Here is a 15,973-nt window from a genome sequence, read left to right on the forward strand (position 1 = left end):
GTCACGGCGCCCGCGTCACGGCGCCCGCGTCACGGCGCCCGCGTCACGGCGCCCGCGTCACGGCGCCCGCGTCACGGCGCCCGCGTCACGGCGCCCGCGTCACGGCGCCTGCGCTCCCGCCCCCGGCAGCACGGCCCCCGGGGCTCCCGCCCGCGTCACGGCCCGCCGGGCCGCGCCGTCACGGCGCCCCGGGCGCGGCGCCCACGCTGACCAGCCCCGTCTCGTACGCCGCGACCACCACCTGGGCCCGGTCCCGCAGGCCCAGCTTGCCGAGGATCCGGGCCACGTGGGTCTTCACCGTCGCCTCGGACAGCTGCAGCCCGGCCGCGAGTTCGGCGTTGCTGAGGCCGCGCGCCAGCAGCGTCATCACCTCCAGCTCGCGCGGGGTGAGCGTGCCCAGCTCGCGGTGCGGCGCGGCGGTGGCGGCGGTGGCGTCCGGACGGGCGAAGCGCTCGACCAGCCGGCGGGTGATGGCGGGGGCGAGCAGTGCGTCCCCGGTGCGCACCAGCCGGACGGCGGCGGCCAGGTGCTCCGGGGTGACGTCCTTGAGCAGGAAGCCGCTCGCCCCGGCGGCCATCGCCGCGTAGACGTAGTGGTCGAGGTCGAAGGTGGTCAGCATGATGATCCGCGGCGGCTGCTGCGCCGGGTCGGCGAGGATCCGGCGGGTGGCCTCCAGGCCGTCCAGGCCGGGCATCCGGATGTCCATCAGGACCACGTCCGGCCTGGTCCGGCGGACGGCCGCGACGGCCTGCTCGCCGTCCTCGGCCTCCGCGACCACCTCGATCCCCTCCGACTCCAGGATCAGCCGGAACCCGGTGCGGACCAGGGCCTGGTCGTCGGCGACCACCACCCGCAGCGGCTGCGCGCTCATGAACTCTCCAAGGGGATCAGGGCCGTGACGCGGTAACCGCCGCGCGGCCGGGGGCCGGTCTGCAGGGTGCCGCCGTAGACGGCGAGACGTTCGCGCAGGCCGAGCAGGCCGCGGCCGTTGCCGGTGGCGGCGGCGCCGGTGGGGCGGCCGCCGGTGTCGGTGACCTGCACCTTCAGGTGGTCCGGGGCGTACTCGACGGCGACCGAGGCGTCCGCGCCGCCCGCGTGCTTGACGGTGTTGGTGAGGGCTTCCTGGACGACCCGGTAGGCCGCCAGTTCGATCCCGGGCGGGACGGCCCGGCGCTCGCCGGTGACGGTCAGCTCGACGGGCAGCCCGGCCTGTCGGACGCCGTCGACCAGGGCGTCCAGCCGGCCGAGGCCGGGCTGGGGGGCGAGGTCGGCGTCGGCGGCGGGATCGTGGCCGGCCTCCGAGTCGGTGGTCAACAGGCCCATGACGTGCCGCAGTTCGGTCATCGCCGCGCGTCCGCCGGACTCCACCGCGGCCATCGCCTCGCGGGCCTTGTCCGGGGCGGTGTCCAGGATCTTGCGGGCGGCCCCGGCCTGGATCGTCATCATGCTCACGTTGTGCGTCACCACGTCGTGCAACTCCCGGGCGATCCGCGTCCGTTCGAGCTCGACCGCGTGCCGCAGGGCCGCCAGCTGCTCGCGCTCCAGGGCGGAGAGCCGCTCGCGGCCCTCCTCCACCCGGCGCCGCCACATCCGCAGCTCGTAGGCGACCGCGAACACCGGCACCAGGACCAGGACGGCGATCACCCCGTTGGGGAAGTGCGGCAGCAGGGCGTCGTGGAAGAGCACCACCAGCGCGCCGGTCGCGGCCGGCAGGCCGAGCAGCAGGGCCGCCGGGCGGCGCGCGTAGGCGGCGGCGCTGTAGGCCGCGACGATCACCGCCACGCCCGCCGAGTACGCGATGTCCTGCGACTGGTGACGGACCAGCAGCGCGGCCGGCAGCACCGTCCACAGCACCGCCAGCGGGATGCGGCGGCGCAGCACCAGCGGCAGCGGCACGAGCGGCACCAGCAGCAACAGCCCGCGCCCGCCGGGCGGGTCCGCGATGCCGGCGTAGCGCCCGCTGGTGAGGGCGAGGAAGAGGGCCAGGGCGACGTCGAAGGCCTGGCCGCGGCGGGTCGGTCGGGGCGGCGGCGGGGCACCCGGGCCGCCGGCCAGGCGGACCGCCGCGCGCAGCCGCCGCACCGTCGGATGGTTGATCACCGGGACATTGTGGTGGGCGGGAGCCTCCGGGCACAGCCCCTCGGGTGGCGGCGACCGGTACACCCGGCGACTACCTCGCAAGGATGACGCCGCCGCGGATCCGCCTGACGCGGTACGGAAGTTGCCGCGGACGGCGGACTCGGCCGCGCGCCGCCCGTCCGTACCGTCGACCCGTCCACCCGGGAAGCGGGAGCGAGGAGCGGGGAATGAACGGCGATCCGGTGATCGAGCTGAGCGGTGTGAGCCGCCACTACGAGGGCGCGCGGGCGGCCCTCGACGAGGTCACGCTGAGCGTGCGGGCGGGGGAGGCGGTGGCCGTGCTCGGCCCGTCCGGCAGCGGGAAGTCGACCCTGCTGAACCTGGTGGCCGGACTGGACCGGCCCAGCGCGGGGACGGTCACCGTGGCCGGGACCAGGGTGGACCGGCTGGGCGAGGCGGCCTCGGCCCGCTACCGGCGCGCCACGATCGGCATGGTGTTCCAGTTCTTCAACCTGCTGGACGACCTCACCGTGGCCGACAACGTGGTGCTGGCCGGGGAGCTGGCCGGCGTGCGCCGCGCCGAGGCCCGGCGGCGGGCCGGCGAGCTGCTGGAGGCCCTCGGCATCGACCGGCACGCCCGCGCCCACCCGGGCCGGCTCTCCGGCGGCGAGCGCCAGCGCGTCGCGGTGGCCCGGGCGTTGATGAACCGGCCGACGCTGCTGCTGGCCGACGAGCCGACCGGCGCGCTGGACTCGGCCTCGGGCGAGGACGTCAAGGAGCTGTTCCGGGAGCTGCACGAGGACGGGCAGACCATCCTGCTCGTCACCCATGACCTCAAGCTCGCCGAGGACTGCGCCACGCGCACCGTCCGGATGCGGGACGGCCGGGTCGAGGCGGATTCGGCGGTGGCGGCATGACCGCGCTCGGAAGGGTCGTGCGGGCGGGCGTCCGCAGGCGCCGGACCCAGTCGGTCGCGGTCGGCCTGGCCGCCCTGGTGGCCACCACCTGCTCCGTCCTCGGCGGCTCGCTGCTGGTCGCCTCCCAGGCTCCCTTCGACCAGGCCTTCGACGGCCAGCGCGGCGCGCACCTCACCGCGCGCTTCGACGGCGCCCGGGTCACCGCCGACCAGCTCGCCGGCACCGCGCACACCACGGGGGTGACCGCCTCCGCCGGGCCGTTCCGCACCGTGACGCTCGACCCGGAGCCGGGGCCCGGCGCGGACGTCCCGGCCGGGCTGACCATGCCGCCGATGACCGTCGCAGGCCGCGCCCCGGCCGCCGGTGACGTCGACAAGGTCGAGCTCCTGCAAGGCAGTTGGCCGAAGCGGTCGGGCGAGGTCGTGATCGACTCCGGATACCGGATGCAGCAGGTGGAACTCGGCGGAACCCTCCGCCTGCCCGGCCTGCCGGGCGCGCCCACGCTCACCGTGGTCGGCTTCGCCCGGTCCGTCAGCCGCACCGCCGACGCCTGGGTGACGCCCGAGACCGTCCCCGCGCTCACCGCGCCCGGCAGCACCCCCGGGTACGAGATGCTCTACCGCTTCGCCGACGCCGGCACCGCCGGCGCGATCGACGCCGACCGGGCCGCCGTGGCCTCGGCCCTGCCCGCCGGTGCGCTGACCGGTGCGCAGTCCTGGCTGACCGCGAAGGAGGGCTCGGACCGCAACACCGCGCTGTTCCTCCCGTTCATGGTCGCCTTCGGCCTGCTCGGCCTGGCGATGTCGGTGCTGGTGGCCGGGAACGTGGTGGCCGGCGCGGTCGGCACCGCGACCCGGCGGATCGGCGTGCTCAAGGCGCTCGGCTGCACCCCCGCCCAGGTGGTGCGGGCGTACGTCGCCCAGGCGCTGCTCCCCGCCACGGCCGGCACCCTGCTCGGAGTCGTCACGGGCAACCTGCTCACCCTTCCCGTGCTCGCCACCACCGGGCAGCTCTACGGCACCGGCACCTCGGGCCTCGCCCCCTGGGTGGACGTGGCGGTGGCCGGCGGCACCCTGGCCGCCGTCGCCCTGGTCGCCTGGGCCGCCGCCGCCCGCGCCGGACGGCTGCGCACGGTGGAGGCACTGGCCGTCGGCCGGACGGCGGGCGGCACCCGGCGGGACGTCCTGGCCGCCCGCGCCGCCGCGCTCGCCGCCCGGCTGCCGCTGCCCCGGCCGCTGAGCCTCGGCCTCGCCCAGCCCTTCGCCCGCCCGGCCCGGGCCGCCGGAATGCTCGCCGCCGTGCTGTTCGGCACGACTGCGGCGACCTTCGCGGTGGGCATGGGCGGGACGATGACCTGGGTGCAGCAGGCGAAGAACCATGCCGCCGCGGACGTCCTGGTGCACCCGCTACGGCCGGACGGCCCGCCCGGCGCGGCACCGGCCCGACCGGTCGCGGCCGACCCGGCCGCCGTCACCGCCGCCCTGACCGCCCTGCCGGGCACCGCCGCGTACTACGGCGTCGGCACCGAGGACGTCGCCGTCCCCGGAGTCGCCGGGAGCACGACCGTGACCGCCTTCGAGGGCGACGCCTCCCGGGCCGGCTACCGGATGGCCTCCGGACGCTGGTACCGCGGCCCCGGCGAGGCCGTCGCGCCCGCCACCTTCCTCACCGAGGCCTCGGTGAAACTCGGCGACCGGGTGACCTTCACCGACCACGGGCGGCCCGTCACCGTCCGGATCGTCGGCGAGGTCTTCGACCCACACATGCAGACCAACGAACTCTTCACCGACGCCGGCAGCTTCCCCGCCGGGACGGCCCCGAAGCCGGACACCTGGCTCGTCGATCTGAAGCCGGGCACCGACCACGTCGGCTACGCCACCGCCCTCGGCGGCACGCTCGCCCCGCTGCGGATGGCGGCCGAGGCCGACGCGACGCGCAGCTCCAGCGGCACGATCGCCGCCCTGCGGTCGCTCACCGTGACGCTGACCGTCCTGCTGGTCGTGGTCGCCGGGCTCGGCGTGTTCAACACCGTCGTCCTGGAGATCCGTGAACGCACCCGGGACACGGGCGTCACCAAGGCGCTCGGCATGACCCCGGTGCAGACCGTGGGCGTGGTCCTCGCCTCGGTGCTGCCGGTCGGCGTGGTCGGCGGCGCGATCGGCCTGCCCGTCGGGCTGCTGCTGCACCGGGTCACGGTGCCCGCGATGGGCCACTCGGCCGGGCTGAACTTCCCGGCCTCGGCGCTGGACGTCCTCGGCACCCCCGTGCTGGTGCTGCTCGGGCTGGGCGGGGTGCTGATCGCGGTGCTCGGCGCGCTGCTCCCGGCCGTCCGGGCGGCGCGGGCGCGGACGGTGGACGCCCTGCGGGCGGAGTGAGGGTGCGGGCGGGAGTCGGCTCGGGGCGGCGCTGCCACAGGAGCCGGGCGTTCGCACCTCGGCCGCTGTCCACCCCGGGGGGCCGGGGCGCGGGCCGAGTCCGGCGCGCTCCCAGGTGCGGACCGCTTCCGCGAAGGAGCCGGCCGCCGACACGGCCGAGGTGGGGCCCGGCGGTAGGGAGGTGGGGGACCATGGCGCCATGGAGCTGAGGATCGAGGCGACCGACCTGCCCGGCCGTGCGTGCGGCGCGGCCCCGGGCTTCCCGGGGTACCGGGACATCCACGTCGCCGTGCAACGCCGGGGCAGGCCCGCCGAGTTGCTGGACCCGCAGCCGGGGGACGCGGCGCGGGCCCAGTGGTCGCTGGAGTGTGCGGTGAAGCCGCTGCCGGACGGCGGGGCGGACATCACCGGGCGGTACGTACAGGGCGGCCCGGGCGCGCGGTTCGTCTACCTGAGCTGGGTGACGAGGGACGGGGACGGCTGGACGATGTTCCGCCGGGCGAAGCTGCTGCTGGCCGAGGTCGACCGCCGGACGGCCGAGGAGGCGGCCCGCACCGGCCTGCTGGTCGCCCGCCTCGGGCTGACGGACGCCAAGGGGCACCCGCTGTGCGCCGCCGTCCGCCCGCCGGCGGTCGCCTGGTCGGCGGGGACGGCAAGGGAGGCGGGGTAGGCCGGAACGGCAAGGGAGGCGGGGTGGGCCGGAACGGCGGAGGGCCCCGCGTCGCCGCGGGGCCCTCCGGTGCTTGCAGGAGCGGTCAGTTGTAGGTCGTGGTGACGGTGACGCCGCCGAAGCCCTGCTGGCCGTAGAGGCTGAAGTACACCCAGCCGGACGGCGGGTTGGCGATGGTGAGGGTCTCGCCGTTGCCGCTGTTGGTGGACTTGGCCTGGTACGAGCCGGTGGTGGCCCAGGCGCCGCCGTTGTAGTAGAGGTCGGCGTTGCCGGTGCCGCCGCCGGTGGTGATGGTCAGCTGCTGCACGCCGGCCGGGAGGTACAGGAAGCTGTAGCTGTAGTTCCCGGTGGTGGCGGCCGCGCCGTCGCGGCGGCAGTTCTTGTCGAACTGCCGGGCGTCGGCGGCGGTGCACAGCGGGGCCTGGGAGGCGGGCAGCGAGCCGCAGTTGTCGGCGGCGCACTGCTTGAGCCAGGCGGCGAAGTCGGCGTCGTAGGCGGTGCCGATGGTGGACTTCAGCAGGGTGCGGGCGCCGTTCCAGTCGCCGACGCGGTACTTGGCGAGCAGGGCGTCGACGTCCTGCGGGTGAGACTGGAGCATGTAACGGACGGCCAGGTAGCCCCAGTTGTAGATCCGGGTGGAGTCCGCGTTGGCGTAGGTGCTGTCGAACAGGGTGCTCAGCGCGTATGTGCCCTTGCCGGCCTGGGCGACCGCGTCGTCGTAGTGGACGCCCCGGTAGCTGTAGGAGATGTACTCGGCGAGGCCCTCGACCCACCAGATGGTCGGGGTGGTCATCCCGGCGTCGAAGTCGCCGTAGAAGTCGTAGCGGCCGTCGAGGTAGTGGGTGTACTCGTGGTTGAGGTTCCAGATCTGGAACTGGGGGCGCAGCCAGGAGGCCTCGTGGGCGATGAAGCGGGCCTGGTTGCCGGCCTTGGCCGGGTTGCCCTCCTCGTACATGCCGCCGTTGTCGACCTCGATGCCGTACATCTCCCAGGCGTAGAGGCTGTAGTTGTAGTAGTCGTCGAAGACGACGACCTCCAGGCTGGTGTTGTTGTCGTTGGCGACCGGGCCGCCGTCCTTGACCACCTTGTGGAAGAACGCGTCCTGGTTGACCAGGCTGGTGCAGGTGTCGGCGAGCTGCTGCGCGGTCATGTCCTGGGCGCGGATGCGCAGGTTGGCGTTGCAGGTGTGGTCGACGGTGAGCACCAGCGGGACGAGCTTGGCGGGCACGTCACAGGTGCCGTAGTAGGAGCAGTTGCCGCTGTCCTTCTTCTCCGCGAACCAGAGCAGGTTCATGGTGAGCGGGCCGGTGTTGCCGACCAGCGGGTAGCGGCTGATCAGGTCCTTGACGATCGGGCGGCCCTGGGCGCGCAGCGCGTCCTTGGCGACGTAGTTGCCGAGCTGGATGCCGATCGAGGTGACCGGGTCGCCGCCGTTGATCCGGCCGCTGTTGCGGGTGACGAAGCCCGCCATGCTGGTGGCGAAGGAGGGGTCGGCCTGCAGGGCGGCGACGAACTCGGGCAGGTCGAAGCCGCGCTCGATGACGGTCTCGGTGTTGGCGACGGCGGCGGCCATCGAGCCGGTCCAGGCGCTTGAGTAGCCGTCCAGCAGGCGCTTCACGACGCCGGTGTAGCGGGCGTTCTCCTGGGCGCTGTCGATCAGGGTGACGGCCTCGGCGAGGGTGGCGCCGTTGGCCTCGGTGACGTCCTTGCTGTGCGGGGCGGCGAAGAAGCCGTCCAGCGCGCCGCGGACGGCGGTCTGCAGGGCGGTGCCGTACGGGCCGACGGCGTCCTTGTTGTTCCACTGGACGTAGTAGCCGGCGCGCAGGAAGAGCACCAGCTGGCCGGCCGAGGTGGAGTCGTCGCCGGGGTAGGCGGCGGAGCCGTCGCGCAGGGCGTTGGCGACGCTGACCATCTGGGCCTCGTTGAACGCGGCCTTGGCGTTGTCGCCGGTCAGGGTGAACAGCGTGTTGACGCAGTCGAGGCCGGCGGCCTTGACCTGCTGGACCAGCGCGGCACCGGAGTTGCCGGTGAACGCGGAGACGTCGCAGGCGTTGGCGGCGAGCTGCCTGGGCGCCTTGGTGTTCGTACCGACGGTGCTGCCCGCCGTCGGGGCGGTGGCCTTGGTCCGCGCGTCCGAGGCGAGCGGCCGGGCGTCCCTGGGGGTGTCGGGCGACTTGGGCACGGGGATCGCGTGCGGCGCCGCGGACTTGGCGGTGGGCGCGGTCGGCTTGCCCTGGGGCGTGGGCGCGGGCGCCGCGTGGGCCTGCGGTGCGAAGAGTCCGAGCGCGAGGAAGAAGGCGGCGCCGAGCGCAGGGAGTCTGCGCGCGTTCGCCTTCGCTATCCGGAAGGGACGCATGTGTGGGGGCCTCCGGGGCCGGTAGTGGCCGTGGTTGGGGACACGGCCGCTCCAATGTGTGACATGTAAAATGGCACACGGAGGGCGGCTGCGGGAAGCCCCGGGAGCGGAAAAGTTGTCAGGTCCTGACGCGAACACCCGGATTGAGCAGCGAAGCCGAGGAATAAGCAGGAGCCCATGATTCGTTCCTGCAAGTCATACGCAATAGTGTTGTCCCGGCACGATCAGCATCGCTCAACCCGCCGAAAGGGGCCGTGTCCTGATGGGCACCTACACGCTTCCCGACCTGCCGTACGACTACTCCGCGCTCGAGCGGGCGATGTCGGCCGAGATCCTGGAGCTGCACCACTCCAAGCACCACGCCGCCTACGTCAAGGGCGCGAACGACACCCTGGACCAGCTCGCCGAGGCCCGCGACAAGGAGCAGTTCGGCGGCCTGGTCGGCCTTCAGAAGACCTTCGCCTTCCACCTGTCCGGCCACGTGCTGCACTCGCTCTTCTGGCAGAACCTCTCCCCGGAGGGCGGCGACCGCCCCGAGGGCGAGCTGGCCGACGCCATCACCGAGCACTTCGGCAGCTTCGAGGCCTTCAGGAAGCAGCTCACCACCGCCACCACCGGCGTCCAGGGCTCCGGCTGGGGCATCCTCTCCTGGGAGCCGCTCGGCAAGCGCCTGATCGTCGAACAGGTCTACGACCACCACGGCAACGTCGGTCAGAACACCACCCCGCTGCTGGCCTTCGACGCCTGGGAGCACGCCTACTACCTGCAGTACCGCAACGTCCGCCCGGACTACGTCACCCGCCTGTGGGACGTCGTCAACTGGCAGGACGTCTCGGCCCGCTTCGCGGCCGTCACGAGCGCCTGACCCGGTTCAGGTGACAGGAGCGGCCCCGGACCGGTCGGGCGGTCCGGGGCCCTTCCCCTGCCCCTTCTCCTGTCCCTTCTCCTTCCCCTCCCCTGGATCAAGCCTTCACCTGCGATGACGGGGGAATTCGGGAACCCGTTCGGTGGGGTTCACGTCATCAACCTCGGAAAGCTCGTGGACAGGTGGGGGAGCAGACAGTCGATGGACCGCAAAGTACGGATGAAGGATCTGGCCGGCAGCCGGGTGGCACTCGCGGTGGCGGCCGTCGCCCTGGCGGCGGGCGCCTGGGGGGTCGCGACCCTCGCCGGTCCGGGCGACGTTCCCCGGCAGGACATCGCCCAGGGGCAGGGCACGTCCCCCGACGGCAGCGACGGCAGCGGCGGGGACGGCGCCAAGGGCGGCGACGGGGGCACGCAGCAGGGTGGCGGGATACCCGACGGCATAGCCCACGCCTCCGAGAGCGGAGGCAACGCCGTCAACATCACCATCGACGACGGCCCCGATCCCACCTGGACGCCGAAGGTCCTCGACGTCCTCAAGCGGCACGGCGTGAAGGCGACGTTCTGCATGATCGGACCGCAGGCCAAGGCCCACCCCGACCTGGTCAAGCGGGTCGTCGCGGACGGCCACCGGCTCTGCGACCACACCGTGGACCACGACACGTCCATGGACAAGAAGCCCGTCGCCTACCAGGAGAAGGAGATCCTGGACGCGAAGAAGATGATCGAGGACGCCGCGGGCGGCGCCAAGGTGCTGTACTACCGGGCTCCCGGCGGCTCGTTCACCCCCGACAGCCGGCGCATCGCCGCCGCGAACGGCATGCGTCCGCTCGGCTGGAACGTCGACTCGAAGGACTTCAACAAGCCCGGCACCGCCGCCATCGTGGACACCGTCAAGAAGGAACTCCACCTCGGCCCGACCATCCTGTTCCACGACGGCGGCGGCGACCGCCAGCAGACCGTCGAAGCCCTCGACCAGGTGCTCACCTGGCTGAAGGCCCAGGGCCGCCCCACCGGCTACCCGGTCCAGACCACCCCCTGACGTCCCTGCCGCCGGGCGGCCCGAACCGCGTTGCCCTGCCCGGAGACGGCAGAAGCGCCGTGCCCCACGCTCGGGTGGGGCACGGCGCACGGTCCTCGCCCGTGCTCGGCGGCAGTGGTGGCGGGCTCCGCGGCGGGGCGCGGCGGGGCGCGGCGGGGCGTGGCCGTCAGCCGAAGAAGCCGTCCAGGATGTGTTGGGCGGCCAGGCCGGCCGGGAGGGTGCCGGCGCGAACCCGGGCCTCCAGGTCGGGGGCCAGGCGCCGGACTTCGGGGTGCTCGTGCAGGCGGGCGTAGAGCTGGTCGTGGACCATCGCCCAGGTCCACTCGACCTGCTGGTCGCGGCGCTTGGCGGCCAGGGCGCCGGTGGCGTCGAGGACCTTGCGGTGCTGCTGCAGGCGCTCCCAGAGGACGTCGAGGCCGGCGTTCTCGCGGCCGCTGCAGGTGAGCACGGGCGGGGTCCAGGCGGCGTCTGGGGCCTGCAACAGCCGCAGCGCGCCCGCGAGTTCGCGGGCCGCGGCGCGGGCGTCGGTCTCGTGCGGGCCGTCGGCCTTGTTGATCGCGATGACGTCGGCGAGTTCCAGGACGCCCTTCTTGATGCCCTGGAGCTGGTCGCCGGTCCGGGCGAGGCTGAGGAGGAGGAAGGTGTCCACCATGCCGGCCACCGCCGTCTCCGACTGGCCGACGCCGACCGTTTCGATCAGCACCACGTCGTAGCCGGCCGCCTCCATCACCACCATCGACTCGCGGGTGGCCTTGGCGACGCCGCCCAGGGTCCCCGACGTGGGGGAGGGGCGGACGAAGGCGTTCGGGTCGACGGCCAGGCGCTCCATCCGGGTCTTGTCGCCCAGGATGGAGCCGCCGGTCCGGCTGGAGGTCGGGTCCACGGCGAGGACCGCGACCCGGTGGCCCGCCCCCGTCAGCATGGTGCCGAAGGAGTCGATGAAGGTCGACTTGCCGACACCGGGAACCCCGGTCACGCCCACCCGGACCGCCCCGCCCGCGTGCGGCAGTAGCCGCTGGAGCAGCTGCTGCGCGAGCGCGCGGTGGTCGGGCCGGGAGGACTCGACGAGGGTGACGGCGCGCGCGATCCAGGCGCGCGAGCCGTCCAGGACACCCGTCACGTAGCTGTCGAGGTCGATCGTCCGCGGAGGCATCGGCTCAGCGGCTCACAGCTCGTGGCCGAGCTCGGACGCCAGGGCCGTCAGCAGGTCGTGCGCGGCGTCCGGGATGACCGTGCCCGGTCCGAACACCGCCGCCGCGCCCGCCTCGTACAGCGCGTCGAAGTCCTGCGGGGGGATGACCCCGCCGACCACGATGGTGATGTCCTCCCGGCCCGCCGCGGCGAGTTCGGCGCGCAGCGCGGGCACCAGGGTGAGGTGTCCGGCGGCCAGCGAGGAGACGCCGACGATGTGCACGTCCGCCTCGACGGCCTGGCGGGCGACCTCGGCCGGGGTCTGGAACAGCGGGCCGACGTCCACGGTGAAGCCGAGGTCGGCGAAGGCGGTGGCGATCACCTTCTGGCCGCGGTCGTGGCCGTCCTGGCCCATCTTGGCGACCAGGATGCGCGGACGGCGCCCCTCGGCCTGCTCGAACCGCTCGACCAGGTCGCGGGTGCGCTGGAGGGAGGCCGACGGGCCCGCTTCGTCTCGGTACACACCGGAGATGGTACGGATCTGGCCGGAGTGGCGGCCGTACACCTTCTCCAGGGCGTCCGAGATCTCGCCGACGGTGGCCATGGCGCGCGCCGCGTTGACGGCCAGGTGCAGCAGGTTGCCGTCCAGCGAGCCGCCGCGCTGCGGTCCGGCCTCGGCGGCCCGGGTGAGCGCGTTCAGCGCGTCCTGCGTGGCGGCCTCGTCGCGCTCCTCGCGCAGCCGGCGCAGCTTCTCGATCTGGCGGGCCCGCACCGCGGAGTTGTCGACCTTGAGCACGTCGATCTGCTCGTCGCTCTCCACCCGGTACTTGTTGACGCCGATCACCGGCTGGCGGCCGGAGTCGATGCGCGCCTGGGTCCGGGCCGCGGCCTCCTCGACGCGCATCTTGGGGATGCCGGCGTCGATCGCCTTGGCCATGCCGCCGGCCGCCTCGACCTCCTGGATGTGCTGCCAGGCCCGGGCGGCCAGGTCGTTGGTCAGCTTCTCGACGTACGCCGAGCCGCCCCACGGGTCGATGACCCGGCAGGTGCCCGACTCCTGCTGCAGCAGCAGCTGGGTGTTGCGGGCGATGCGGGCGGAGAAGTCGGTGGGCAGGGCGAGCGCCTCGTCGAGGGCGTTGGTGTGCAGGGACTGGGTGTGGCCCTGGGTGGCGGCCATCGCCTCCACGCACGTACGGGTGACGTTGTTGAACACGTCCTGCGCGGTGAGCGACCAGCCGGAGGTCTGCGAATGGGTGCGCAGCGACAGCGACTTGGGGTTCTTCGGGTCGAACTGCTTGACCAGCTTGGCCCAGAGCAGCCGGGCCGCGCGCAGCTTGGCGACCTCCATGAAGAAGTTCATGCCGATCGCCCAGAAGAACGACAGCCGCGGCGCGAAGGCGTCCACGTCCAGTCCCACGTCCAGGCCCGCGCGCAGGTACTCCACCCCGTCGGCCAGGGTGTAGGCCAGCTCCAGGTCGGCGGTGGCCCCGGCCTCCTGGATGTGGTAGCCGGAGATGGAGATCGAGTTGTACCGGGGCATCTTCTGCGAGGTGTACGCGAAGATGTCCGAGATGATCCGCATCGACGGCTGCGGCGGGTAGATGTAGGTGTTGCGGACCATGAACTCCTTGAGGATGTCGTTCTGGATGGTCCCCGCAAGCTTCTCCGGCGGCACCCCCTGCTCCTCGGCGGCGACGATGTACAGCGCCAGGACGGGCAGCACGGCGCCGTTCATGGTCATCGACACCGACATCCTGTCCAGCGGGATGCCGTCGAACAGCTGGCGCATGTCGTAGATCGAGTCGATGGCGACGCCCGCCATGCCGACGTCGCCGGTGACGCGCGGGTGGTCGCTGTCGTAGCCGCGGTGGGTCGGCAGGTCGAAGGCGACCGAGAGGCCCTTCTGGCCGGCCGCCAGGTTGCGGCGGTAGAAGGCGTTGGACTCCTCGGCGGTGGAGAAGCCCGCGTACTGGCGGACGGTCCACGGCTGGTTGACGTACATGGTCGGGTACGGCCCGCGCAGGTACGGGGCGATGCCCGGGTAGGTCTCCAGGAAGTCCAGCCCGGACAGGTCCGCCGCGGTGTACAGCGGCTTGACGCCGATGCCCTCGGGGGTGTCCCAGACCAGCTCGTCGACGTCCTTGCCGGTGGACTGCCGCCAGGCGGCCTGCCACTGGTCGTCCGAGACGTCGGCGCCGCCGCCGTCCAGCCCGATTCCGGTGAAGTCGGGAATCATCGAGCCGCCTCGCTCTCGTCGGCGCCGCTCGCGCCGGTGATCTGGTCCAGCAGGGAGGTGAGGACGGCGACCGCGTCCCCGCCCGCATGGATGAACTCGTCCACTCCGGCAGGGACTTCGCCGAGCCGTCCGGCCAGCAGCACCTTCGCGGCGCCGGCCGCCTTCAGGGCGCCGGCGACGGCCTCGGCGTGCTCGCCGTACAGGGCGTCGCTGGAGCAGAGGCAGGCGACGGTGGCGCCGGAGGCGGTGAACGCCTCGGCGAACGCGGCCGGGTCGACGGCTTCGAGGGAGGTCGTCGCGATGCCGCCGGCCTGGAACAGGTTGGCCGCGAAGGTGGTGCGCGCGGTGTGCGCGGCGGCGCTGCCGATCGAGGCCAGGAACAGCTTGGGCCGCTCCCCGGTGGCCGCGAGCGCCGCGTCCGAGCGGTCCCGCAGCGCCTCGTACGCCTCGGCGCGGCGCACCTGCGGCAGGCCGCCGGCGAGCGCCGCCGGGGCCGGCTCGCGGACCAGCGGCTGCTCGTCCAGGTGCGGGAACTCGCTGACGCCGGTGACCGGTTCGCGCCGCTTGGCGAGTCTGACGGACCGCTCCGCCCAGGTCGCGGCGAGCCGCTCGCCGACGAGCTCGGACCCGAGGGCGGCCTGCTGGCCGCCGGCCCGCTCGATCTCCTGGAACCAGGCCCAGGCGGCCCGGGCCAGCTCCTCGCCGAGCTGCTCGACGTACCAGGAGCCGCCGGCCGGGTCGATCACCCGGGCCAGGTGGGACTCCTCCAGCAGGACCGACTGGGTGTTGCGGGCGATCCGGCGGGCGAAGGCGTCCGGCAGGCCGAGCGCGCTGTCGAAGGGCAGCACGGTGACGGCGTCGGCGCCGCCGACCCCGGCGGCCAGGCAGGCGATGGTGGTGCGCAGCATGTTCACCCACGGGTCGCGGGCGGTCATCATCACCCGGGAGGTGACGGCGTGCTGACGCTGCGCCGAGGCCGCGGCGGACGCCCCGGACACCTCGGCGACGCGGGCCCAGAGGCGGCGCGCGGCACGGAACTTGGCGATCGTCAGGAACTGGTCGGCGTCGGCGGCGTAGCGGAACTCCAGCTGGCCGAGCGCGGCGTCCACCGACAGCCCCGCGGCGGTGAGCGCGCGCAGGTAGGCGACGCCGGTGGCGAGCGAGCAGCCCAGCTCCTGCGCGGGGGAGGCGCCGGCCTCGTGGTACGGCAGGGCGTCGACGGTCAGCGCCCGGACGTTCGGGTAGTCGGCGGCGCAGCGGGCGGCGAGCGCGGTGGCCTCGGCGAGCAGCGCGTCGGTGCGGGCGGTGTCGCCGGTGCGGGCCTGCAGGCCGAGCGGATCGGCGCCGAGGTTGCCGGAGGCGTCGCCGGGGGAGACCTCGCGCTGCGCGTAGAGCTTGAACAACTGCTCAGCGGCGTCGGTGAATTCGGGTCCGGCGTCGAGCGCCACCGCGGCCAGGTCCAGGTACACGCCGGTCAGCGCCTCGGGCAGGGCCTCCACCGGAAGGGCCTCGCCGCCCAGTTCCAGCCAGAGTGAGCCGACGCCGTTCTCCAGGTCGGCCAGCACGGCCTCGTTGGCGCGTCGGCGGTCCCGGTCGGCATGCCGCTGCCGCACGTCCCACCCGGCGACGGCCGAGCCCTGCGGCCGGCCGCCGCGCACGAACGGCGGGAATCCGGGATACCCGGGGTCGACCGCGGCGTCCTCGGCGGTGTACAGCGGGCGTACACCGAGCCCGTCCTGGAGCTTGGTGGTGAGTGCCTGCTCGGCGGCGGCGCCGTCCTCGGGCTGGGCACCGGACTTGCGCAGCACGCCCTGAACGAGCTGCTGCCACTGCTCACGGTGCGCGGCCGGGAACTCGGCGGCGAGGGGGAGCCCTTCGGGCGGGACCTTCATGTGCGCAGGTTAGCGCCCGTTCGCGTACCCGCAGGAGGGGAGCCGCGTGTGACCTTTCCCTCGATTTGGCGGATTCTCAACACTCCGCGGGGCGGACCGTGCCATGGGCCGGCGTGCACGGGTCCGGCAGGGTCTCCGCGGCGTGATCGTCACGGAGGTGGTGGCGGAAGCGGCGGTGGTCGGACCGGGTGAACCTCGGCCCGGGCGCTGCCCGTAGTCAACACCGGTGGTGCGGAACGCGATCGATGTCCCGTCATGGCCCTGATCCGCCGTGATCAGGGGGATTGCGGAACCCCGCCCCCCATCTATTAAGTTACTTCGAAGAAGGTGGGCGGGGCAGCATCCCCCCGTTGCTCGCCCTGCCTGCCTTCGTCGTCCCCCCCGGCCCTTTCGGGCCGGCTCCGGATTCCC

General features: G+C 73.7%; 11 protein-coding genes. 5 read left to right on the plus strand and 6 right to left on the minus strand.

Annotated features, from left to right (window positions below; translation table 11 throughout):
* Positions 1-178: 178 nt before the first annotated feature.
* Complete coding sequence (locus tag ABTY56_RS36515) at positions 179-871, minus strand: response regulator transcription factor (protein WP_350633936.1); 693 nt, start codon at positions 869-871, stop codon at positions 179-181.
* Positions 868-2,100: a sensor histidine kinase gene (locus ABTY56_RS36520; RefSeq protein WP_350633937.1), complete on the minus strand. Its 1,233-nt coding sequence runs from the start codon at positions 2,098-2,100 to the stop codon at positions 868-870. The genes ABTY56_RS36515 and ABTY56_RS36520 overlap by 4 nt, the downstream gene beginning before the upstream one ends.
* A gap of 206 nt (positions 2,101-2,306) precedes the next feature.
* On the opposite strand from ABTY56_RS36520, the gene ABTY56_RS36525 reads away from it, so the two are divergent.
* The 3 genes from ABTY56_RS36525 to ABTY56_RS36535 all read left to right on the plus strand — a co-directional run bounded on the left by ABTY56_RS36525 (position 2,307) and on the right by ABTY56_RS36535 (position 6,041).
* A complete protein-coding gene (locus tag ABTY56_RS36525) occupies positions 2,307-2,996 on the plus strand; it encodes an ABC transporter ATP-binding protein (RefSeq protein WP_350633938.1) in 690 nt (229 codons plus the stop codon).
* Entirely contained in the window at positions 2,993-5,371 is a 2,379-nt protein-coding gene (locus tag ABTY56_RS36530) for an ABC transporter permease (protein WP_350633939.1), read from the plus strand. Before ABTY56_RS36525 ends, ABTY56_RS36530 begins: the two co-directional genes overlap by 4 nt.
* Positions 5,372-5,570: 199 nt before the next feature.
* A complete protein-coding gene (locus ABTY56_RS36535) occupies positions 5,571-6,041 on the plus strand; it encodes a DUF5990 family protein (protein WP_350633941.1) in 471 nt (156 codons plus the stop codon).
* Positions 6,042-6,126: 85 nt separating this feature from the next.
* Here ABTY56_RS36535 and ABTY56_RS36540 read toward each other — a convergent pair whose 3' ends face one another.
* Positions 6,127-8,397 (minus strand): M9 family metallopeptidase, encoded by a 2,271-nt coding sequence (locus tag ABTY56_RS36540; RefSeq protein WP_350633942.1) that lies wholly within the window; start codon positions 8,395-8,397, stop codon positions 6,127-6,129.
* A 262-nt stretch (positions 8,398-8,659) separates the two neighbouring features.
* Here ABTY56_RS36540 and ABTY56_RS36545 point away from each other — a divergent pair, with 262 nt between their 5' ends.
* Together ABTY56_RS36545 and ABTY56_RS36550 are read left to right on the plus strand one after the other, a co-directional pair.
* Positions 8,660-9,262: a superoxide dismutase gene (locus ABTY56_RS36545; protein WP_350633944.1), complete on the plus strand. Its 603-nt coding sequence runs from the start codon at positions 8,660-8,662 to the stop codon at positions 9,260-9,262.
* Between the two features lie 201 nt (positions 9,263-9,463).
* A complete protein-coding gene (locus tag ABTY56_RS36550; RefSeq protein ID WP_350633945.1) occupies positions 9,464-10,303 on the plus strand; it encodes a polysaccharide deacetylase family protein in 840 nt (279 codons plus the stop codon).
* 166 nt (positions 10,304-10,469) lie between these two features.
* Here ABTY56_RS36550 and meaB read toward each other — a convergent pair whose 3' ends face one another.
* The 3 genes from meaB to ABTY56_RS36565 are packed head-to-tail and all read right to left on the minus strand — an operon-like array spanning position 10,470 to position 15,562.
* On the minus strand, positions 10,470-11,456 hold the full coding sequence (gene meaB / locus ABTY56_RS36555) for a methylmalonyl Co-A mutase-associated GTPase MeaB (RefSeq protein WP_350633946.1): 987 nt from the start codon (positions 11,454-11,456) through the stop codon (positions 10,470-10,472).
* Between the two features lie 12 nt (positions 11,457-11,468).
* Positions 11,469-13,670: a methylmalonyl-CoA mutase gene (gene scpA, locus ABTY56_RS36560; RefSeq protein ID WP_350633947.1), complete on the minus strand. Its 2,202-nt coding sequence runs from the start codon at positions 13,668-13,670 to the stop codon at positions 11,469-11,471.
* Positions 13,667-15,562, minus strand: a complete 1,896-nt coding sequence (locus tag ABTY56_RS36565; protein WP_350633948.1) for a methylmalonyl-CoA mutase family protein — start codon at positions 15,560-15,562, stop codon at positions 13,667-13,669. Before ABTY56_RS36565 ends, scpA begins: the two co-directional genes overlap by 4 nt.
* Positions 15,563-15,973: the final 411 nt, after the last annotated feature.

Source organism: Kitasatospora sp. NPDC097691, assembly GCF_040302665.1.
Classification (GTDB): domain Bacteria; phylum Actinomycetota; class Actinomycetes; order Streptomycetales; family Streptomycetaceae; genus Kitasatospora.